The sequence below is a fragment of the Exiguobacterium sp. EA-TM-5 genome (genome assembly GCF_053878415.1).
This window is the reverse complement of record NZ_CM132670.1, coordinates 1,810,061-1,831,797: the sequence shown is the minus strand read 5'-3', so window position 1 is coordinate 1,831,797 and position 21,737 is coordinate 1,810,061. Positions and strand designations below refer to the sequence as shown.

Annotated in this window: 22 protein-coding genes and 1 tRNA gene; 3 read left to right on the top strand and 20 right to left on the bottom strand. The window is 44.8% G+C overall.

The window, feature by feature from the left end; all coding sequences use genetic code 11:
* From ACV3PA_RS09355 to mnhG, 3 genes are read left to right on the top strand one after another with little or no spacing between them, the layout of a single operon-like run.
* Nucleotides 1-477 carry a Na+/H+ antiporter subunit E gene (locus tag ACV3PA_RS09355; RefSeq protein ID WP_053453578.1) on the top strand — a complete coding sequence of 159 codons (477 nt, stop codon included), beginning with the start codon at nt 1-3 and terminating at the stop codon, nt 475-477.
* 47 nt (nt 478-524) lie between these two features.
* The gene (locus ACV3PA_RS09350) at nt 525-761 is read left to right on the top strand and encodes a Na(+)/H(+) antiporter subunit F1 (protein WP_369792030.1); all 237 of its coding nucleotides are present in this window, start codon (nt 525-527) and stop codon (nt 759-761) included.
* Nucleotides 745-1,119, top strand: coding sequence for a monovalent cation/H(+) antiporter subunit G (gene mnhG / locus ACV3PA_RS09345; RefSeq protein WP_082318548.1), 375 nt, complete (start codon nt 745-747; stop codon nt 1,117-1,119). The genes ACV3PA_RS09350 and mnhG overlap by 17 nt, the downstream gene beginning before the upstream one ends.
* Before the next feature lie 54 nt (nt 1,120-1,173).
* Here the strand turns inward: mnhG and ACV3PA_RS09340 are convergent, their stop codons facing one another.
* From ACV3PA_RS09340 to ACV3PA_RS09245, 20 genes are all read right to left on the bottom strand, one after another.
* Nucleotides 1,174-1,617 (bottom strand): Rrf2 family transcriptional regulator, encoded by a 444-nt coding sequence (locus ACV3PA_RS09340; RefSeq protein ID WP_053453580.1) that lies wholly within the window; start codon nt 1,615-1,617, stop codon nt 1,174-1,176.
* A 217-nt stretch (nt 1,618-1,834) separates the two neighbouring features.
* Nucleotides 1,835-2,731, bottom strand: coding sequence for a glycerophosphodiester phosphodiesterase (locus tag ACV3PA_RS09335; protein ID WP_456124490.1), 897 nt, complete (start codon nt 2,729-2,731; stop codon nt 1,835-1,837).
* 163 nt (nt 2,732-2,894) lie between these two features.
* Nucleotides 2,895-4,151, bottom strand: a complete 1,257-nt coding sequence (gene odhB, locus ACV3PA_RS09330) for a 2-oxoglutarate dehydrogenase complex dihydrolipoyllysine-residue succinyltransferase (protein ID WP_053453582.1) — start codon at nt 4,149-4,151, stop codon at nt 2,895-2,897.
* A 35-nt stretch (nt 4,152-4,186) separates the two neighbouring features.
* A complete protein-coding gene (locus ACV3PA_RS09325; RefSeq protein WP_053453583.1) occupies nt 4,187-7,027 on the bottom strand; it encodes a 2-oxoglutarate dehydrogenase E1 component in 2,841 nt (946 codons plus the stop codon).
* 311 nt (nt 7,028-7,338) lie between these two features.
* On the bottom strand, nt 7,339-8,067 hold the full coding sequence (locus tag ACV3PA_RS09320) for an amino acid ABC transporter ATP-binding protein (protein ID WP_053453584.1): 729 nt from the start codon (nt 8,065-8,067) through the stop codon (nt 7,339-7,341).
* Complete coding sequence (locus ACV3PA_RS09315) at nt 8,064-8,708, bottom strand: amino acid ABC transporter permease (RefSeq protein WP_053453585.1); 645 nt, start codon at nt 8,706-8,708, stop codon at nt 8,064-8,066. The genes ACV3PA_RS09320 and ACV3PA_RS09315 overlap by 4 nt, the downstream gene beginning before the upstream one ends.
* A 31-nt stretch (nt 8,709-8,739) precedes the next feature.
* A complete protein-coding gene (locus ACV3PA_RS09310) occupies nt 8,740-9,507 on the bottom strand; it encodes a transporter substrate-binding domain-containing protein (RefSeq protein ID WP_053453586.1) in 768 nt (255 codons plus the stop codon).
* A 200-nt stretch (nt 9,508-9,707) separates the two neighbouring features.
* Nucleotides 9,708-9,791 (bottom strand) — tRNA-Leu (locus tag ACV3PA_RS09305).
* Nucleotides 9,792-9,833: 42 nt separating this feature from the next.
* On the bottom strand, nt 9,834-10,766 hold the full coding sequence (locus tag ACV3PA_RS09300) for an alpha/beta hydrolase (protein ID WP_053453587.1): 933 nt from the start codon (nt 10,764-10,766) through the stop codon (nt 9,834-9,836).
* Nucleotides 10,767-10,787: 21 nt separating this feature from the next.
* Nucleotides 10,788-11,129 (bottom strand): hypothetical protein, encoded by a 342-nt coding sequence (locus ACV3PA_RS09295; protein ID WP_053453588.1) that lies wholly within the window; start codon nt 11,127-11,129, stop codon nt 10,788-10,790.
* Between the two features lie 14 nt (nt 11,130-11,143).
* The gene (locus tag ACV3PA_RS09290; RefSeq protein WP_456124489.1) at nt 11,144-12,154 is read right to left on the bottom strand and encodes a S66 family peptidase; all 1,011 of its coding nucleotides are present in this window, start codon (nt 12,152-12,154) and stop codon (nt 11,144-11,146) included.
* 188 nt (nt 12,155-12,342) lie between these two features.
* Nucleotides 12,343-12,705: a DUF779 domain-containing protein gene (locus tag ACV3PA_RS09285; RefSeq protein WP_053453590.1), complete on the bottom strand. Its 363-nt coding sequence runs from the start codon at nt 12,703-12,705 to the stop codon at nt 12,343-12,345.
* A gap of 22 nt (nt 12,706-12,727) precedes the next feature.
* Entirely contained in the window at nt 12,728-14,248 is a 1,521-nt protein-coding gene (gene adh / locus ACV3PA_RS09280; RefSeq protein WP_053453591.1) for an aldehyde dehydrogenase, read from the bottom strand.
* Nucleotides 14,249-14,441: 193 nt separating this feature from the next.
* Nucleotides 14,442-14,966 (bottom strand): TraR/DksA C4-type zinc finger protein, encoded by a 525-nt coding sequence (locus ACV3PA_RS09275; protein ID WP_053453592.1) that lies wholly within the window; start codon nt 14,964-14,966, stop codon nt 14,442-14,444.
* A gap of 68 nt (nt 14,967-15,034) precedes the next feature.
* Nucleotides 15,035-15,832 (bottom strand): hypothetical protein, encoded by a 798-nt coding sequence (locus ACV3PA_RS09270; RefSeq protein WP_053453593.1) that lies wholly within the window; start codon nt 15,830-15,832, stop codon nt 15,035-15,037.
* Between the two features lie 213 nt (nt 15,833-16,045).
* Nucleotides 16,046-17,188: a mannitol-1-phosphate 5-dehydrogenase gene (locus ACV3PA_RS09265; RefSeq protein WP_053453594.1), complete on the bottom strand. Its 1,143-nt coding sequence runs from the start codon at nt 17,186-17,188 to the stop codon at nt 16,046-16,048.
* Nucleotides 17,189-17,190: 2 nt separating this feature from the next.
* Complete coding sequence (locus tag ACV3PA_RS09260) at nt 17,191-17,628, bottom strand: PTS mannitol transporter subunit IIA (RefSeq protein WP_200904897.1); 438 nt, start codon at nt 17,626-17,628, stop codon at nt 17,191-17,193.
* 32 nt (nt 17,629-17,660) lie between these two features.
* Nucleotides 17,661-19,091: a PTS mannitol transporter subunit IIBC gene (locus ACV3PA_RS09255; protein ID WP_053453595.1), complete on the bottom strand. Its 1,431-nt coding sequence runs from the start codon at nt 19,089-19,091 to the stop codon at nt 17,661-17,663.
* Nucleotides 19,092-19,286: 195 nt separating this feature from the next.
* Nucleotides 19,287-21,299 carry a BglG family transcription antiterminator gene (locus tag ACV3PA_RS09250; RefSeq protein ID WP_053453596.1) on the bottom strand — a complete coding sequence of 671 codons (2,013 nt, stop codon included), beginning with the start codon at nt 21,297-21,299 and terminating at the stop codon, nt 19,287-19,289.
* Nucleotides 21,292-21,585, bottom strand: a complete 294-nt coding sequence (locus ACV3PA_RS09245) for a PTS sugar transporter subunit IIB (RefSeq protein WP_456124488.1) — start codon at nt 21,583-21,585, stop codon at nt 21,292-21,294. Before ACV3PA_RS09245 ends, ACV3PA_RS09250 begins: the two co-directional genes overlap by 8 nt.
* Nucleotides 21,586-21,737: the final 152 nt, after the last annotated feature.

The window sequence follows — 21,737 nt, the reverse complement described above, 5'->3', positions numbered from 1 at the left end:
ATGGCATTTCAAGTCTTGCTCAACTTATTTCTTGCATTCTTATGGATGTTTCTTGCGAATAATTTCTCGGCCTCCGGTTTCGTCATCGGCTATGCACTAGGTCTGATTGCGATGTTCGCTTTCCGCCGCGGCTTTAAAGGTCGTTTTTATCTCGGACCCGTCGTCGCGCTCGTTTTGTTGTTTTTCCGCTTTCTCTACGAACTGGTCGTAGCGAACATCGATGTTCTAAAGATCATCTTAAAGCCGAAATTAGATATTCAGCCCGGTATCTTCGCCTATGAGACAGAACTCGATCAACCGTGGCAAGTCACATTGTTATCGATGCTGATTACCTTGACACCTGGAACACTTGTCGTCGATATCTCGGACGATAATAAGACACTTTATATTCATGCGCTTCATATGCCAGAAGTCGACGAAGCCGTCGCATCGATTCGCGATAGTTTTGAGAAAGCCATTCTGGAGGTGAGTCGGTGATGTTCGATATTTTAATCTATGTCGCACTCGGAGGCGTCTTCCTTTCAATGCTTGGCCTGTTTTACCGTGTCATTAAAGGTCCAAGTGTTGCGGATCGTGTTATCGCCTTAGATTCGATTGGTATCAGCTTGATTTCAATCGTTGGTCTTGTCTCGATCATCTTACGGACGAGCGACTACCTCGAAGTCATTCTTTTGATTGGTATACTCGCCTTCATCGGTACGGTTGCCTTTTCAAAATATATCGAGAAAGGAGAGATCATCGAACGTGATCGCAATCAATGAATTGATCGTCGCGGTCTTCGCCTTGCTCGGTATGGGATTTAGTCTCGTCACTGCGCTTGGGCTGATCCGCCTACCCGATGTTTATACGCGTGCTCACGCAGCATCTAAAAGTGCAACATTAGGCGTCATGTCGATTTTGATCGGCGTCATCATCTATTTCGTCACAGAAGACGGATTTTTCTCCTCTCGTGTCGTGCTCGGTATTCTATTCGTGCTCATCACAGCACCGATTGGGGGGCATTTAATCGCTCGTGCTGCGTATTACAGCAATGTCCCCTTGTGGAAATCGTCCGTTCGAGACGACTTATCCAAGAATAAAGAACATGTAGAACCAAAAAAACGCCAAGATGACGTATGAGTGTATCGATATGACAAAACCCTCGCTTCCATTGACGGAAACGAGGGTTTTTGATTAGGAACGCTGTAAGGGTGAAGAATCAAATAAGAGCGCCAACTCATCACGATTATCAAGCAACTCTTCTAGCGTATGCTGTTCCAGTTCTCGGATAAATGCTCGCAGTGCTCGCCCAAGTACACCTTTTAAACGACATCCAGGCTCAATGATACAATGGCCGTTGCTCCCAAAACACTCGACGATATCCATCGGTTCCATCTCGCGAACAACTTTCCCAATGTTAATGTCTTTTGGGTCACGTATTAAACGAAGCCCTCCTGAGCGACCTCTTGTTGATTCAACATATCCAAGTTTCGCTAACTGTTGAGTCACTTTCATTAAATGGTTGGATGAGATGCCATAATGCTGTGCAATCTGCGGCATTGGTGTGATGACATCCCGGTGCACTCCGAGATACATCAACACACGTAAACCATAATCCGTATACTGTGTAATTCTCACGATTTTCACTCCATTCTTTCCCAAAACTGCACTATTATCGTATCATGAAACAATAAAATCGCTACATTCTTTTATCTCATAATTTTTATATATGATGATACTCTATGTAGTTTACGAAAGAGATGAAATATTAGATTTAAAATACCAGATTTTTTACTCAAAAAAATACTTTTCCATTTCAAAATAGAAACAGAAAAGTACTTCTTAAATAACGTTATCAGATTTTTTGAAATGCTTTAGTAACTGCATTAAACCGATCCGCATAGTTTGTAAAGACACCTGTAGCTCCGTAGTCAAGCATACGAACCATATCTGCTTTTTTATTCACTGTATATGGATGTAGTAATAAATCATGTTTACGGATCGCGGTAACATTTTCGCGTGTCAAAGCCTTAAATGAAGGACCGACACCAACAGCATATTGTCGAATCGCTTTTAATCGTTCATCCGTTAATGTTTTAACTTCACCTGCTTCCATCAACTGAATAAGCGGTACATTCGAATCTAGAGCTCTGACTTTTTGAAGACTTTCTTCACTAAACGATTGAATTAAGACTTGACCTGGTTTTACACGATCACTCGATAAATCATAAGCTTTTAAGGTATCGAGTAGCTTCTGCTCCATACCAGGATAAACATCTGGTGATTTCGTTTCGATATAATAGTTCGCATGTTTACCATAAATCGAGAAAATTTCTTCAAGTGTAGGGACTTTCAAACCAACGTATGATTTGTTTGCCAGTGATGGATTTGCTTCATTGAACCAACTTCCTGCGTCTAGTTGTTTAATTTCTGATAACGTCATCTCTTTGACGGCACCTGTTCCGTTCGTCGTTCGATCGACGGTTTCGTCATGCATCGCAATCAATTGACCATCCTTCGTCATCTGTAGATCAATCTCGATGTAATCCGCTTTGAATTTCTTATGTCCCATTTCGTAAGCCGGCATTGTATGCTCTGGTGCATATCCTGAAGCACCACGATGAGCAACATTAATGATCCGATTTGGGTCCAGCAAGGATTTTCCTTTTGATTGTGCTCCTGCATCTTCTGTTGCAAGACCTGTACTTAATATAGCTCCTGCAACCATCGTCAGTCCGAATTGTTTCAACATAATTGATTCCCCCTTGAAATATTCTTACAAGACTAATCCTAAATCGTATGTATGAAGCTGATATAGAGAAGATGTAAACTTCATTTCGTAATTTGATGACAAAGTGTTATCACGCCATAGAAAAAGACCCGCCAAAAAACGGGTCTTTTCTAATTGATTATGATTACGCCTCAAAAATCAATGATTCTGGATCTTCGAGCAAGTCTTTAATATGCTTCAGGAATGTAACAGCTTCTTTTCCATCAACGATCCGGTGATCATATGAGAGTGCAACATACATCATCGGACGGTTTTCCATGCGTTCTGCATCAATCGCAACAGGGCGCAAGTTGATCGCGTGCATACCGAGAATTGCTACTTGTGGACCGTTTAAGATTGGCGTCGACATGAGTGAACCGAACGTACCACCATTCGTGATCGTAAATGTACCACCTGTCAAATCAGATAGACCGAGTTTATTGTCACGTGCTTTGACAGCTAATTGAATGATGTCTTTTTCAATCTCAGCGAAGTTCTTCTTGTCCGCATCACGAACAACAGGAACGACAAGACCATCTGGTGCTGAAACGGCAATGCCGATATCGTAGAATTTTTTCAGGACGATTTCATCACCTTGAATCTCAGCATTTAAGTATGGCATCTTTTTAAGTGCTGCTACTGCTGCTTTCGTAAAGAATGACATGAAGCCAAGTTTAACTTCATTTTCTTTAACGAACTTTTCTTGACGACGTTTACGGAGTGCCATGACAGCAGACATATCGATTTCATTGAATGTCGTCAACATCGCTGCCGTTTGTTGAACTTCAACAAGACGATTCGCAATCGTCTTCCGTCGGCGTGACATCTTGATTCGCTCTTCTGGTTTACCAGGAGCGGCTGCTGGAGCTGGTGTCGGTGCAGCTGGCTTCGCAGCCGCCGGTTTTGCTTGCTCACGTGGTGCTACTTCAAACGTCGCAACGTCTTGGACACGAATCCGACCGAGTGGATCTTGTGTCGCGACTTGTGCTAAATCAATTCCTTTTTCACGAGCCAATTTACGAGCAGCTGGTGAAGCAATCGGACGATCCGCAACAGATGTACTTTCCGTCGCTGCAGCAGCAACGGGTTGCTCCGCTTTTTCTTCTGCTTTCGGTGTCTCTTTTGGCGCTTCTTGTGACGTTTGCGTCGTTGCTGGTTTTGGAGCTTCGCCTCCAGCAGAGATGACAGCAATCGTTTCCCCAACGCGGACTGTATCTCCCTCAGCAGCCATCACTTCCGTCAACGTACCCGCTTCATCTGACGGTACTTCGATGTTAACCTTATCTGTCTCAAGCTCAACGATGGCTTCCCCTTTTTCAACGTGATCACCTGGTTGTTTTAACCAAGACGCCACCGTTCCTTCTGTAATTGATTCGGCAAGTTCTGGTACTTTGATTTCCATCGTATTCTCCCCCTATGACTCGATTCTATCTTAAGTTATGATGTGTGATTCGATACGTGTGATGGTGCTGTTGGTGTAGCAGTAGAAGCTGTCAACGCATCATTGATGATACGTGCCTGCTCTACTTTATGACCTGATGGGTCACCTTCAGCTGTACTTGAGCGACGACGACGACCGATGTAACGAACCGTTTGAATGTCGTTCGGTGCAACCGTCTCAAGACGTGGTTCTATAAATGACCACGCACCCATATTTTTCGGTTCTTCTTGCACCCAGACCATCTCTTCGACGGATTCATATCGCGCGATGACTTCTTTTAGAGCTTTAGCCGGGAATGGATACAGTTCCTCGACACGAACGATCTGTAGCCAATCCAGATTCTCGTCTGATTTTGAAACAGCTTCTGCCAAATCGATTGCCATCTTACCAGAACAGAACACAAGGCGCTTGACACGCTCTGGTGCCTCACCAAGACCTGCTTGCTCGATGACACGGCGGAAGCTACCTTCCGTCAATTCAGAGACGTCAGATGTTGCAAGTGGATGGCGCAAGAGACTCTTCGGTGTCATGACGACGAGCGGGCGAACTTCCTCTTTTCCGAGAATCGCTGCTTGTCGACGTAACAAGTGGAAGTACTGAGCCGCACTCGATACGTTTGCGACCGTCCAGTTCTTCTCACCCGATAATGTCAAGAAACGTTCGAGACGACCACTCGAGTGTTCCGGTCCTTGTCCTTCATATCCGTGAGGAAGCAACATAACAAGACCTGACGTTTGTCCCCATTTTGCGCGGCTTGCTGAGATGAACTGGTCGAAAATGACTTGACCTGAGTTCGCAAAGTCGCCATACTGTGCTTCCCATAAGACAAGCGTTTCTGGTGCAAAGACATTATAGCCGTATTCAAAGCCAAGAACACCCGCCTCAGAGAGTGGACTGTTATAGACCGAGAACGAAGCTGTTGCCGTTGATAAAGCATGAAGTGGCGAGAATCCTTCTCCCGTTTTCACATCATGAAGATTGATATTCCGTTGTGCGAACGTTCCCCGTTCAGAATCTTGCCCGCTCAAGCGAATTGGTGTTCCATCCGAGAGAATCGAAGCGAACGCCAAGGTTTCAGCGTGACCCCAGTCAATCCCGTTCTTCGTTGAGAACGCATCCGTCCGGCGCTTCAGAACCTTCTCAAGTTTATGGAACACTTGGAAGCCATCCGGCCATTGTAATAATTCTTCGTTGTACGCTGTTAGTGTTTCGATCGAGACACCTGTCTCGATTGTCGGTACGCCTTTAAAGACGACGTCCGGCATGACCCCACCATACTCTTTCTCCGCATTCGGTACTTTTTCACGAGCCGCTTTCATATGATCATTGATCGATGTCTCAATCGTTTGGATTTCCTCAGCTGTCGCATCCCCGTTCGCAACAAGCGTTTTTCCATATAAGACACGAATCGGATCATGTTTATGAATCAAATCGTATAAGACCGGATTTGTGTTCATTGGTTCATCCATTTCGTTATGACCAAAACGACGGTATCCAATCAAATCGATCATGACATCCTTCTTAAACGTCGCCCGGTACTCACTCGCGAGTAACGCAACAGCGAGACAGCTCTCCGGCTCATCCGCATTAACATGGAAGACTGGAATCTCGTAACCCTTAGCCAGGTCACTTGAGTAGCGCGTCGAACGCGAATCCGTTGGTTCTGTCGTAAAGCCGATCGTATTGTTCGCAATGATGTGAATCGTTCCGCCCGTGTTGTATCCTTTGAGGTTCGCTAAGTTCAGTGTCTCAGCAACGATTCCCTGTCCAGGGAACGCAGCATCCCCGTGAATCAGGATTGCAGCAGCGGCTGCTTGCTCTTGGCGTGGTGCACCTTTTTGCGTCCGATCATCTTGCGCTGCACGCGTGAAGCCTTCAACGACTGGGTCGACGAACTCAAGGTGCGATGGGTTGTTCGCAAGTGTCATCCGAACGTCGCGTGTCTTTTGCTCAAGTTTACGGTTTAATCCGAGGTGATACTTGACGTCTCCCGTCCAACCGTACGTGATGCCGATTGAGCCTTCAGACGGCACGAGGTCGTGGTTCGGTGCATGTTGGAACTCAGCAAAGATCATTTCATATGGTTTGCCGAGGACGTGAGCCAAAACGTTCAACCGTCCACGGTGTGCCATTCCAATATTGATCGTCTCCGACCCGTTCGAAATAAGGTGTCCGACGATCGTATCAAGCAATGGTACCATCGCGTCAAGTCCTTCGATGGAGAATCGCTTTTGACCGACATATGTTTTATGCAGGTATTTTTCAAATAGATCTGTCTCAGCCAAACGTTTGAACAATTGTTTCTTTTGTTCAGCGTCAAGTGTCGCTGTCAAAGCCCCTTGTTCGATTTTCTGACGAAGCCATTTCTTTTCATCCAAATCATCGACATGTTGGAATTCAACAGCTGCGGCACCTGTATACTGTGCTTTTAAATGCTCGATCCCTTCGAACGCGTCCTGTATACCAGGTTGTGGCTCTGGACAAACGAGTGAGACCGGCATTTTGCGAAGATCTGCTTCAGTCAAACCGTATTGATTTAATTCGAATAAACCTGTTTCTCGCGGATGGTCCTTCAGCGGATAGATATCCGCCGCAAGATGTCCTTTTGCACGAATTTGTTCCGCTAAACGATTCGCCGCAAGATATTTTTCGAAATCTCCTGTCTCGACTTGCATCGGTGTGACTGGTTCCGTCACTGGTGCGCCGTGCTCTTCGAAATAAGCACGCGTCTCCTCATCAACAGATGTTTTGTCTTCTAAAAAACGCTCGTACAATTCAATGATGTAGCCAAGGTTTGGTCCATAGAATGCTTGTTGATCTTGCTCGTGGCCTGCCATGTACGGTTCCCCCCGTTTCTATATTTCTCCCCACACACCTAATGGTTGTAAGATGTGTTTCCAGCCCTCTACCTGTTAGCGCTTTCAAAAGGACTTGCATTGATGAAGCGCTGAACGTCATGATACGGAATGTTTGCGTCATTCTTTCATGAAAGTGCCTTCGTTACTATATTACTACTCTTTTCTTGTGTGTGCATTTCGAATTCCCAAATTCTTGCGCTCAAATGTATAAGTTTTTCTTATGACCCCTTGATCAGTAATTTATGAACAAGTAAAAACCGACGTATCTGCACCGAGATACGTCGGTTTGATCATAATACCTTACTGAGAAACGATTGAGTCCGTTCATGTTGCGGAGCATCAAACAATGCTTGTGGCACATTCTCTTCGACGATGTATCCACCATCCATGAACAGAACGCGATCGCCAACTTCACGAGCAAATCCCATCTCATGAGTCACGACGACCATCGTCATCCCTTCAAGAGCGAGTTGTTTCATGACGGCAAGCACGTCACCGACCATTTCTGGGTCAAGTGCAGACGTCGGCTCGTCAAATAACATGATTTTTGGATTCATCGCGAGCGCTCGAGCAATCGCAACTCGTTGCTTTTGACCCCCAGACAACTCTCCCGGATAATTGTCAGCTTTTTCACGTAATCCGACTTTATCAAGGAGTTCAAGTGCTCGTTTTTTCGCCTGTTCTTTATCCGATTTACGGACTTTAATTGGTGCAAGGGTGACGTTCTCAAGTACAGTTTTATGCGGGAAAAGATTAAAGTGTTGAAAAACCATCCCGACTTCTTCTCGGACTTTGTTAATATCAACTTTTGAACTCGTAATATCATGATTATCGATGATGACCGTACCACCCGTAATCTCCTCTAGACGATTCAAGCAGCGAAGGAACGTGCTTTTACCAGATCCAGACGGACCAATGACACAAACGACTTCTTTTTCGGCAATCGAAACGTTAATATCTTTTAGGACCTCGTTCGAACCAAATGATTTCTTTAGATTCTTCACTTCAATGATACTCATCGTAATGTAAACCTCCGTTCCAAGAACTTCGCCACTAAGGACAACAGATAAATGATGACGAAGTACATCAATCCGACAACGGACCAGACGATGAATGGTTCAAACGTCGTTGACTGCTGGACTTGTCCTTGTTGTGTCAAGTCAGCAATTCCGATGATCGACAGCAACGACGTATCCTTTAAGCTAATGATCGATTGGTTCGTAATCGTTGGTAACATCCGCCGAAATGCTTGTGGCAGGATAATTTGTACCATCGTTTGACGCCCTGTCATCCCGAGTGAACGGGCTGCTTCTGTTTGTCCTTTATCAATCGACTGGATACCTGCTCGAATGATTTCCGCAAAATACGCGCCGGCATTGATTGCGACCGTCAGTATCCCTGCATACATTCGGTCCATTGATAACCATTCGAGCGAATTAAGTCCAAAATAGATGAAGAATAACTGGACGATGAACGGTGTTCCGCGAATGACATCAATATAGATAATCGCAATTCCGTTTAAAATCTTTGATGGAGACAAACGCATCAAGGCAACGACTAATCCGATCAGAAAACCGACGATGACAGCAATGATGAAAATATACAACGTGACTTGAAGCCCTTCCAAGAAAAATGGAAATGCGGTTTTGACCACTTCCATTGGCTATCCCACTCCCTTATCGCCTTGCGACTTATTTTAAATACGTGTCGACGATTTTGTCGTATTCACCGTTTTCTTTCAGGTTCGCAAGTCCTTTGTTGATTTTCTTCATCAGATCTTCGTTCTCACCTTTTAAGACAGCGATTCCATAATTATCTCCGTTGAGACGATCTCCGACCAGTTTTAATCCAAGATTTTGTTGTTTGTTTGCATACGAGATGACTGGATAATCTTCAATCAAGGCTGCTGCGTTACCGTTCTTCACTTCTTGGAACATTGCTGGACTATCATTGAACTGCGTGACTGTGAAACCAAGTTTATCTGCGTTATCCGTAGCATATTTTGCGCCAGTCGTTCCTTTTTTGACGGCTACTTTTTTCCCTTTAAGATCGTTGACAGATTTGATACCATTTTCATCTTCTTTGACGACTAGAATAAGACCAGCTTTGAAGTATGGATCTGAGAATGTAACGACTTTTTTCCGTTCTGGTGTAATACTCATCCCAGCAATCGCAACGTCCAATTGATTCGCTTGTAGAGCCGGAATGATACCGCTAAAGTCCATTGCTTCGAATTGAATCTTAAAGTTCTGATCTTTGGCGATTGCTTTCATGAGATCAATATCAATTCCTTTGTACGTATCTCCGTCTTTATACTCGAACGGTGGATACGTAACGTCGATACCTACCTTATACGTCTTTCCTTCTGACGACTCTTCTTCTTTTGAACCGATACTACATGCACCAAGCACGAGAATACAGCTCATCAAGAGCGCTAGCAAGATACTCCCTTTTTTCATGTTTGCTTCCCCTCTCCTATGTCTTAAAGAATGTTGTCTCCACTTAGTACTTTCCCTGAAGAGTACCCTCTTTAAAACGTATTTTACCAGAAAAATTCTAAAAAGATAAACTTTTCTGAATGTTTATTCGATACAGCCGTTTTCTATTCAAACAAAAAAAGTAGGCAATCCATCATTGGATTGCCTACTTCAACCATTTATGCCGCCGAGAGGACTTGAACCTCCACGGTGTTGCCACCACTAGATTCTGAGTCTAGCGCGTCTACCAGTTCCGCCACGACGACGTTGATTTATGATATTAATATAGCGGGTAATGAACTGAGTTGTCAATCATTTCGCAAGATGCTCCGCACGAACTTCTCAACGACCTCGTCATATAATGCGGGGTCTTCAAAATAGGCCATAGCATGCGCAGCGTTCGGAATGACGACAAGTTCTTTTTCCGTCGGACATGCTTCGTATAACTCATACACCATCTCCGTTGGAACGAACGTATCCGCTCCACCATGAATGAAGAGGATTGGCACCTGTGCTTTTTTAACTTGTTTTAAAGCAGATGCTTCTCGGAAGGAGTAACCAGCTTTCAGTTTCGTCAACAGACTTGTCATGCCTAAAAACGGGAAATGTGGCAATCGATACATTCGTTTCATCTGATATGCAAGGACTGCATTGACGGACGTATAGGCACAATCCGAAATGATCCCTTTAATTTGTGGTGGAAGTTGTTCGCCGCTTGTCATTAAGACGGTTGCGCCTCCCATCGAAACGCCATGTAAGAACAACTTCGCATCTTGTCCGATTCGTTCGATCAGATAGTTCGACCAGCTAAGGCAGTCTTCACGATCATGCCATCCGAATCCAATATAATGACCGTCGCTCATCCCGTGTCCGCGGTTGTCAGGCATCATAACGTGAAAACCAGCTTGATGGTATAAATAGGCGAAGCCAGCTAAATCCGTACCGACGCCTCCATATCCATGCACAAGGATGACAATTCGATCAGACGGCACTACTGCCGGAAGAAAATGTCCACGTAATGTTAAACCATCCTTAGCTTGAATCTCGATTCGCTCAAGCGGTTGTTCCTTGATCCATGTCTGACCAGGTTGCATCAATCGGACCATCTCGTCACTTAAGTCTCGATTATTCGATAAGAAGGGTTTTGGATTCGTAGCAATCGCCATTTCATAAAAATAATAACTTGCTGCCACTAGTCCGGATCCGATGACCCCTAAACCAATTTTTGTTCTCCGACGCATCTGCTTCACTCCCTCTTTCAGTTATAACTCGATTTTCAATTGAGCAGTATGGTCGTCTTCTTCATCCTGCAAGACTTGTTGACGTAATCGTTGTTCCTGTTGCTGGCGCCGGTAAGCAAACTCTTGTACGAGCTCTGCTCCTGTAAAACCGTCTTCTACGAGTTCGCTTAAGAGTTCGGTCTCTGTCTCGACGACCTCACCGGGACGTCTCATGACGAGAACATCTCCTACTTGCGCGACCAACAACTCATCTTCTAATCGTAGTGCATCATAAAAAGGTTCCGGTAACGTCATCCGACGTGTCTCCGGGTTGATGTGGACTCGTTTATAAACGCCTAATGCTTGAAACTTACGACGTGCCATTGAGTGCTCTCCTTTTAATTAAACGTAATATCAATTCGTGAGTCTTTTCCTTGAATGCGTATTGTACCTGTCGCCCCATTGACTAAGGTCAATTGCGGTGGTTGATGACCGATATCAAGGTCATATAAGACCGGTAAGCCCGTTTCATCTGATAGATTTTGATACACGTGTAGCCATGTCAGATCTTCAACAATCTGCGCAGACGTGCGACCAAATAAAAAGCCAGACGCATGATTGAACCAGCCGGCGTATGCCATTTGTCGTAATGTCCGATGTACCTCTGCTGAATTTGCTTCTGACACCTCGAAATACCAAAGAATTGCTTCCCCGTTTAACTCGTCTCGCTGGAACCGATCAACATCTCCATATGGTGTTCCAATCAAATGACGAATCGTCTCAAGACAACCGCCAAGCAATCGTCCTGTCACTTCTGTTCGCTCATCGAGTGCTTTCCATTCTGTCTGTTCCGTCAGTTGAAAGATAGAACGCTCCGCATGTTCATCGCTTACCCAATCAGCTTGATAACGATCGGAAGCCCATTGTGTGACGCTTCCTCCCGATACCGTTGCTAATACCCGTCGCCATGCACTTGTCGTCTCATCCCATTCTTCACTCCGAAGTTCAATGAAATTCGGACCATGTGCTGTCGCGATCCCTGTCTGAAGCGTCAGACTGAGTAATAATGTACTGATGTCTGAATAACCAAGCAGCCATTTCACTTGATAAGCAGATGGCGTCAATTCAGGTAAAATGTCAATCGCACGTTCTCCGCCAAATGGCGGGATGACGGCATCAATCGTCTTATCCGTCATCATGCGATTTAATTCTTCAGCTCTTTGCTTGACCGGCGCACTTTCAGCGTATTGATGCGACCAAATCGTTTCGCCTAAACGGACGGTCATTTGTCGTGCTTGTACCTGTTCTACTGCTCGTTCGACCCATTTATGTTGTTGTTCGCGTAATCCAGAGGAGGGCGCCGTCACTCCGATCGTTTGACCTGTCCAACCTAAAAATGGATATTTCATGGTGACCTCCTATAGTTCGTATTTTTAATATATGTTTCCGTCCAAATATGTGTTTATTATACCGTTATTGTTCTCCATTACCAACTTTTATCCCGCTAGCATATTGCGACCCGAACAAAAAAGTACGATTCTATCTGAGCGACGAGATCTTGCATGTCGCATAGACGAAACCGTACTTTATCTATTTATTAGTTTGAAGCTGACAGCTCAGCGTATTCCTCTTTCGTGAACGCACGGGAACGTGTCAAAAAACGTTTTCCTTCGACACCTTCAAGTGAGAACATTCCACCCCGACCATTCACGACATCAATGATGAGCTGGGTATGTTTCCAGTATTCATACTGATCTTCGTGAATGTAAAACGGACAGCCACCAATCTCTCCGAGTTTTTTATCCTGATCTCCAAGGAAAAGATCGCCCTGCGCAAAACACATCGGGGAACTGCCATCGCAACAACCACCAGATTGATGAAACATCAACGGACCGTGTTTTTCTCTCAACTGGTCGATCAATTCAAGACAAGCTGCCGTCGCCTGAACACGTTCCACCATTTGCATCCACGTCCTTTCTGACTTAGAAGAAACCGAGTTTATTCGGGTTGTAGCTAACGAGTAGATTTTTCGTCCGTTGGTAATGGTTGAGCATCATTTTGTGGTTTTCACGTCCGATACCTGACATTTTGTAACCGCCAAATGCTGCGTGAGCTGGGTATTGGTGATAACAGTTCGTCCAGACGCGCCCAGCTTCGATCGCACGACCAAACCGGTAAGCACGGTTCATATCACGCGTCCAAACGCCGGCTCCAAGACCGTACAGCGTATCATTCGCAATCTCAAGCGCTTCTTCTTCCGTCTTGAATGTCGTGACCGACAAGACCGGTCCGAAAATTTCTTCTTGGAAGATTCGCATTTTATTGTGCCCTTTGAAGATCGTTGGTTGGATGTAATAACCTTCCGCAAGATCCCCTTCTAACATGTTGCGTTCTCCACCGACGAGACATTCGGCGCCTTCAGACTTACCGATTTCGAGATACGAAAGAATTTTCTCCATCTGCTCGTTCGATGCTTGAGCACCCATCATGACATCCGCATCAAGTGGATTTCCGATTTTTATGGCTTTGACGCGCTCAAGAACACGTTCCATGAACGGCTCATAGATTGATTCTTGAATCAAGGCACGCGAAGGACATGTACAAACTTCGCCTTGGTTTAATGCGAACATCAGTAATCCTTCGATTGCTTTATCGAAGAAGGCATCATCTGCCTGCATGATATCCTCAAAGAAGATATTCGGAGATTTTCCACCGAGCTCGAGTGTGACCGGAATCAAGTTTTGCGAAGCATACTGCATGATCAAGCGACCTGTTGTCGTCTCACCCGTAAAGGCGATTTTGGCGATTCGTTTGCTCGAGGCGAGCGGTTTCCCAGCTTCGAGACCAAAGCCGTTGACGATGTTAAGAACACCCGCTGGTAGTAAATCCTCAATGAGCTCAACGAGTACCATGATGCTCGCTGGTGTTTGTTCTGCCGGTTTTAAGACGACGCAGTTTCCTGCTGCGAGTGCTGGTGCTAGTTTCCAGACAGCCATCAAGAGTGGGAAGTTCCACGGAATGATTTGACCGACGACGCCAAGTGGCTCGTGGAAGTGATACGCCACCGTATCTTGGTCGAGTTCCCCGACTGAACCTTCTTGGGCACGAATGACTCCAGCGAAATAGCGGAAGTGGTCAATCGCGAGTGGTAAGTCCGCGTTGAGTGTCTCACGGACTGCTTTCCCGTTTTCGAGTGTTTCCGCATAAGCGAGCATCTCGAGATTTTCTTCCATTCGATTGGCGATCTTATTTAAAATATTTGAACGTTCCGTTACAGATGTTTTTCCCCATGCTTCTTTCGCAGCATGCGCTGCGTCAAGAGCGAGTTCGATGTCTTCCTTAGTAGAACGAGCGACTTGGCACAAAACCTTACCGGTAACAGGTGTCACATTATCAAAATATTCTCCCCCGACAGGTGCCGTCCACTTTCCATTAATGTAGTTTTCATACCGTTCCTTGTACTGTACTTTTGACCCTTGCTTGTTCGGAATGTCGTAAATCATGCGTTATTTCCTCCCTTAACTAAAATGGTCAAGCAGTGAGACGGTTGTTTGTATGCGCTTACATTTTAAAACAGGCTAAAACAGCCCTCTCGATACCATCGTACCAAAATTATATGAAAAGTCAAAAAATTCCGGTAACTATTTATGTTTTTTTCGAAAAAAAACATCTCCGTTTTCAGGAGATGTCTTATGGTCAAGACCGCGTTGGGTCAATCCCATCTTCTTGGTCAGATGGCGTATCGGAACTACCAAAGTCACTTACCTTCGAGAAACCGTCCGTATCGCCATCGATGTCTTTTCCACGTGCTGTCACAGATGGGTCGAGCACGTCTTCTTCGCTTGGTCGCGAATTGGGATCGTTTTCGTTTTGTTCCGCTTCTTCTTTCGCATGCTCGATACATAATAACGTTTCCGGAATGATATCAAGACGTTCGATTTCAATCTCTTTTCCACAAATTTTACAAGTACCGTATGTTCCATCTTCAATTGCTTTGAGAGCGCGATCGACATCCGACAGCATATCTTCTTGCATTTCCGTAATCGCTTGATCGCGTTCGCGTAAGAACAACTCGTCACCTGAATCGGCAGGATGATTATCGTAACTCGACAATTCGCCTTCATCGTAATCCGTATCGCGTTGTTCAATATTTGATGTTGTTTTCTCTTTTTCTTTTAATAAACGTTGTTTGAATTCTTCCGTCTGTTGTTTTGATAACATGATTATTCGACTCCCCTTTATTAGCACCTCTGTTAAGAATGTAGCCTATTCAGAGAAGAGTTAAACCATTATGAACATTTGTACGAACGAATCGACCCATGCAAATCACAGATGACCGTCATACATTCATTTCCGTCATTAAAACAAATCTGGTGCGATCGTCCGTTTTTGGATGTCGAGATATCGTCAATCCATAGTTGTGAAGCATCTGCTGAAGACAACATGGCGATTTTGTCGCGAATCAAAAATAAATCAAACGGCAATAAATTTAAGGACTGAATCGACAATCCATGTTTACGAAACAATGGATCAAGTTGATACTGAGAAAGACTGTACAAGCACTTCTCCGCCCCACCGATTAGTAACTGAATCGAATGAGACGGTTCATGGCTATCGATCCTTTCCTTATGAAGGATAATCCGTCCTCGAACACCTGACTCATTAAAGATACGTTGTGTATCTTCTTGAGAAAGACGTGTTCCACCGTCTTTAACCTTCAATACGATATGTGCGAATTCTGCAAAATCCGGTTTACCGATCTCAAGCGCTGGGATATGACGGACTTCTTCGCGCTCAATGATTTCAATTAAGTCACGTTCGACTTGGATACTAACAGTACCTGTCGAAAAGACACGAACATCAATTACAAATTGATCAAGTACCGTATTTACTTCAATCGTATACGTCAAATCCAGATTTTTTTCCTGTTCCACTAATAAGCGATTCAATATAAGTTGATGTAATAAGTGGACTGGCGTTTGAGATAAAAATTGACTGGAATAAATCAAGTGTTTTGGTCCTGTTCCTTTTGTTACTTTCGGTCGTGCTCCATTTAATCTATATACGTTGACTTTATAATTTAACATATGCTCACCTTCTCTTACCTGAAAAATCGGAATAGAGATGTTCCGTTTATATAGCGTACAATGTATTTCAATCATTAAATATTCGAAAACGAATATTCCAAATTGAATATACACATAGCATTTAATTTGTGATAGATGTCTTTGTTCCGTTCTATTCAATAATAAAAAAACACCTTCCCACACGACGTGAAAGGTGTTAATTATACGAGAGACTTACGCAATCGAATTAACTTGTTGTTGCATTGCTTCATAATGTTCGACGATTCGAGAGCCAAGTGGATCCGTTGCTGATAATTGGAGATATGCGTTTAAGGCGTCTTCAATTCCATTTTTCGAGATATACGCATTTAATTCTGAAGATTCTGAATCATTTGGATCGAAATAGGTCAATGCAGCTGCAATTCCTCGTGCTAATCCGTCCGCTTCGATTCCTCGCTCCATCAATTCCTTCGCAGGTTTGACGAGTCGGTCACTTGGGCTCAGTTTACGAATCGGTGAGCGGGCAACACGAATGATTTCATCGTGAATCCGTGGATTCTCAAAGCGTTTCATATTCTTTTGGATATAAGCGCTATGATCGACTGGGTTGAAACCATACTTTTCAAGTAACAACCAACCTGTTTCGTATAGTGCTGTCTGGACACCACGACGAATGCGGGGATCCGTTAGACTTTCGGCAATCGTCTCTTTCTGGAACAGTGCCCCGAGATACGAAGCAATTGCATGTCCCGTATTGACAGTGAAGAGCTTCCGCTCGATGAACGGTTCGATGTTCTCGACATAGGTTACGCCTTCAATCCGTGGGTACCCTTCCGGAAGTCCTCTCGTCTCAATCACCCATTCGAAGAACTCTTCGACTTCGACGTACAACGGATCTTCATGATGCTGAAGTGGTACGATCCGGTCCACCGCTGCATTCGGGAAATACCGATTCTCAGCAATCGGATGGTGTTTTGCGACTTCTGCTTGTAGATGTTTTGATCCACCAATCATGTTCTCGCAAGCAATGACATAGACGGGTGTTTGATTATCACGTTGCCGTAACCCTTCCGCAATCAAAGGAGCTACTTTTGATAACAGGCTAGGTCCAACTGCTGTCGTAATCACGTCCGCCTCGCGAATCGCCGCGATGACCTGTTCAGGTTCAGTAATGCTATTAAGCGCTGTGACACCCTTGACATGTTCACGCCCACCTTGCTCTGAGGCATATCCGACCTCATAGGTGTTTCTTGCTTTTAACGCATCTACGACCGTCGTATTGACATCAACGAAACAGACTTCGTAGCCTGTTTTGACGAGTTGTAAGCCGATGAATCCGCGTCCAATGTTTCCGGCACCAAAATGGATGGCTTTCATGCTTACACCTCCGCTGTTAACAAAGCGATGATTTCTTCTTTTGATGTCGCTGCCACAATGCGATTTACGTTTTCTTCGTCAGAACAGATGACTGCGATATTTGATAGTAACTCAAGATGCTCATCACCAACACCGGCTATCCCGATGACAAGTCGTGCTTGTTCCGTTCCAAATGTTACGCCTTGCGGTACTTGCAAAATCGATAGACCAGTTTTTTTGACTTGTGATTTTGCCGCCTCTGTTCCGTGGGGAATCGCAACATCGTTGCCGATGTAGACCGTTGATAACGCATGACGCTCATGCATCGATTCGATGTATCCAGCTTCGACATATCCGTAATCGACGAGAAGTTGACCGGCAGCCGTAATGGCTGCTGTCTCGTCTGCAAATTGTTGATCGAGTAATACAAGTTCCGGTGAAAGGTTCATAGTCGTTGTCATGTTTATTCCTCCTTGAGTATCTCTATCTTTTTTTAAGAAATTTTGTTGCGTGCTGTTTCGATTTCATGCACAAGTTGATCATAATATCCGGCATTTAAGAAGTTATCGACTGACCGATGTTCTGCCGTTGGTACTTGCTCCATCGCCCGCTCCGTCAAATCACGATGCGTGATGATCAGTTCCGCGTTTTCTGGCAATTGACTGATTGACGTATTCGTCACCTTGATGGGTAACCCCGCCTTATTGATTTTATTACGAAGGACGGATGCTCCCATCGCACTCGAACCCATACCCGCGTCACAAGCGAAAATGATATGTTCGACTTCCGCGAGCGGTTTCGCTTCAGCTGATACGAGCGTCGAAGCGATCGATTGTTTTCCTTTCATCGCACTGACGTTCGCGCTTGCTTCTTCAAGCGATGTTTCTTTTGCTTTACTCGTTTTCAGAAGAATAGTCGAGACCAAGAATGTCACGGTTGCAGAGACAAGAACTCCAGCAATCAATCCGAGGTAAGAACCACGTGATGCCATAAGGAAAACAGCAATGATACTACCTGGAGAAGCCGGTGCAACTAATCCAACATCAAATAGAACGAATGTGAGAATACCGCTCATTCCACCAGCAATCATTGCAAGTAGTAAGACTGGTTTCATCAAGACATATGGGAAGTAGATCTCGTGAATTCCACCGATGAATTGAATGAATGCTGCACCTGGTGCTGTTTTCTTTGCTGCACCCGATCCGAAGAACGAATAAGCAAGCAATAGACCAAGACCTGGACCCGGGTTTGCTTCGAGTAAGAAGAGCACCGATTTACCAACTTCATTTGCCTGATCAAGACCAAGTGGGCTGAGGATACCGTGGTTAATAGCGTTATTTAAGAATAAAATTTTTGCGGGTTCGATAAATAAACTAGCAAGCGGTAATAAGTTCGCGCTGACGATTGCACCAACTGCTGCTGCCATGATATCGTCAAGACTTGTCATGAGTGGACCGAATACTTTGAAACCGCCGAGCATCAATAATCCACCGATGATCCCGACAGAGAAGTTATTGACGAGCATCTCAAGACCTGGTTTGATTTTTCCTTCAATCAGTTGATCAAACTTTTTAATGACATATCCGCCAAGTGGTCCCATGATCATGGCACCGAGGAACATCGGAATCTCTGTTCCAACGATGACCCCCATTGTTGCGAGGGCACCGACGACGCCGCCTCTGACGTCATGCATTAGTTTCCCACCTGTGTACCCGATCAGTAACGGTAATAGATAGGTAATCGTCGGACCGACGAGTTCACCGAGATCCTTATTTGGTGCCCATCCGGTTGGGATGAAGAGTGCCGTGATGATCCCCCAAGCGATGAATGCACCGATGTTCGGCATGACCATACCACTTAAAAAGCTTCCGAACCGTTGTACTTGAACACGGATCCCCCGTGCTCCATTTTGAGCTGTCGCCATTGCGTTAGCCTCCGTTTCATGTATGAGTTGATAAGATGATTGCATTGCTATGCCCTTATTGTAAGAGCACTGCAAGCGCTTACTCAATCTTTCCTAGTTCAGTCTTTGTCCAAGAAGTTGGACAGATGGAAAAGAAGCTTGCTACACCTAAAAAAAATCCCTGTCACTTCAGCAATCGAGTGACAAGGATATCTGTTAAGAATGACCAAGAACTTGGTCGATGACCGTTCGAAACGTTTGATTCAGAAGCGAGCGAATCGTTTGTTCTTCACCGAATTCGAATTGATCCATTTGCTCAGGACTTTCGATGATCGCGGCACTGATTGAACTGAGTAATTCGAGTAACTCGTTTGATGTCTCTTCTGGTGCGACGAGAACGAGAAGCCGTTCGACGGACTGCAACTGTTGATCCATCCCAAGTAAATCGATCGGCTCAGGCAGTTCAAAGATCAGGAAGCCGCCCTGTTGTATCGTCGTATCCCGTCCATGGAATAAGGCAAGCCGCGTACCTGGAATACCGAGACCCGACATCTCATGACGGCGTAACAATTGTGCGGATAGCGCTACTGCAGACTTCGCCAACCCTTGTTCGACCATGCGCGTACTGATCTCAAACAATAAGGATTCAATCCCTTCGTCCACGCGTTCCAAACGGTCCATCTTGAATCCGTTCGTCACTTGAATGGCTGACGTAACGAGACGTTGCAATTGCTCAAGGTCGAGCCATTCCGATTTATGTTGCCGTGGTGCTGGTTGAAAGGATTTTGGTAAAGCGAGAATCAACTTACGAATCCGTTCAACCTCGTCTTGTGGAAGTAACGGATTGACGAGTAGATGTGGTGGACGAATATCAGGTAACGGTACAGTCGATAAGACGAAATCATACGATTCAATAGGTAATCGTTCAATCCCAAATAAGGATGAATTATCGATATGCTCAAGTTCAGCGAACTCTTGCCGTAAGCGATTCATTAATAATTTTGAAGAACCGAGTCCAGCAGAACAGACAACTAAGACACGATAAGGTAACTTAGGAGTTGGTTTACTCAGAACAGCACCAAAGTGCATGACCCAAAACGCTAAATCCACGTCTTCGAATGTAGCATCGGTGAAGATCGAGAGCGCTGCCTGTTTGACCGCATCAAACAGACGGGGATATTCTCGTTCGATTTGTTTGATGACATACGACGGATTCACGCTATTTTGACGTGTATAGGATTGAATATGCGATACAAGTCCCCGCTCTAACGCATGATCCTTCGTAAAGTTTGTTCCATACAAAAGAGATACCTGCTCAATCAATCGTTTGACACGCAGTCGAGTGACGAGTTCTTCTGTATCTCCCTCATCTGATTGAAAGAACGTTCGTAACTCTTCCGATAACCATTGGCGTTCAGCAATTGATAACGGATCAGGCAATCGCTGTTCGACCCGTTCTACCCAATTGAGAATCTCGACCGGATAAGCCTTCAATTCGTAAGTCATCGGAAATTGATCTTTCCGCAACGCTTGTAAGGCCAGGCTGAGTGTCGCGCGCATGATTTGCCGGTCATTCAATCGTCCCTCTTTTGTCAACGGTGCAATGACTGCGTAAGCTTGATTGATCATCTCGAGCCATGAAGTTCGGTTCATTCGTAACAAGTGAGGTAACTGACCAGCGTCTCCCTGCAACAACCGATAGAAAGCGAGGACATCCCATTGTGTAAAGATCAATGAGATTAATAAGCGGCGTTTGTTGATCTCTTCTCCGATAACTTCGGCACCAATACCTTTTTTACGCTTGATTTCAAGATTGTATTGGAGGAACCAATCATCGATTCGTTCCAAATCCTGACTGACTGTGCTCGGTGCTACATACATCGCATGTGCAATCGCTTGTAATTTGACCATTTCGTTCTCTTGCAGTAGCCGATATGCCAGTTCGACTTGGCGATCCTCTGCAGTTGGTAATTGTTTATGTGACAACAATAATTGTTCCCGCAATTCATGTTTGGCTTCATCCGTTCCTTCAATCAATAATCCTCTGCCACGGACGTATGTCAGACGTAAGTCGTGCCCTTCCAAAGACTGGGCAAGACGATCTCGTTCCCGCTGAACCGTTCGTTCCGAGGTCTCGAGCGTTTCAGCAATTTCTTGTATTTGAACGGGTTCCTCACGTGTTAGGAGGAAAAATAAGATATCGTGTTCTCGTGGTGTGAACTCAGTCATTTTGCCTCACTCTTTTCTGCCAAGATTCGAGGACGACATCGTATGCAACCGGGTCAAGAATCTGGTCAACTGGATGGACGTGACATTGGACTTTCCAGACGTGACGATGAATGAGCTGTGTTTCTCCAACAATAAAACATGCCTGGTCAGGGAGTTCATTGATTCGACATGTTTTGACGTACGCTGAGATACCACGCTCACATAAACGCTTTCTCAAAATTGCAGCCCCCATGATACTACTCGCCATACCACTCTCGCATACGAAATAGATGATTTCTGAATCCATCTGTCACTCCTCCTCTTCATTTTATAAGAATAGCAGAAATATTTTCGGTGTTTCATCCCTAAACGACGTCAATAGTTATTTTTGAATTGACATTTAAGTTAGACAAATACAAAAAAGCCTGGATTTCTGAAGTTACCAGAAAATCCAGACTA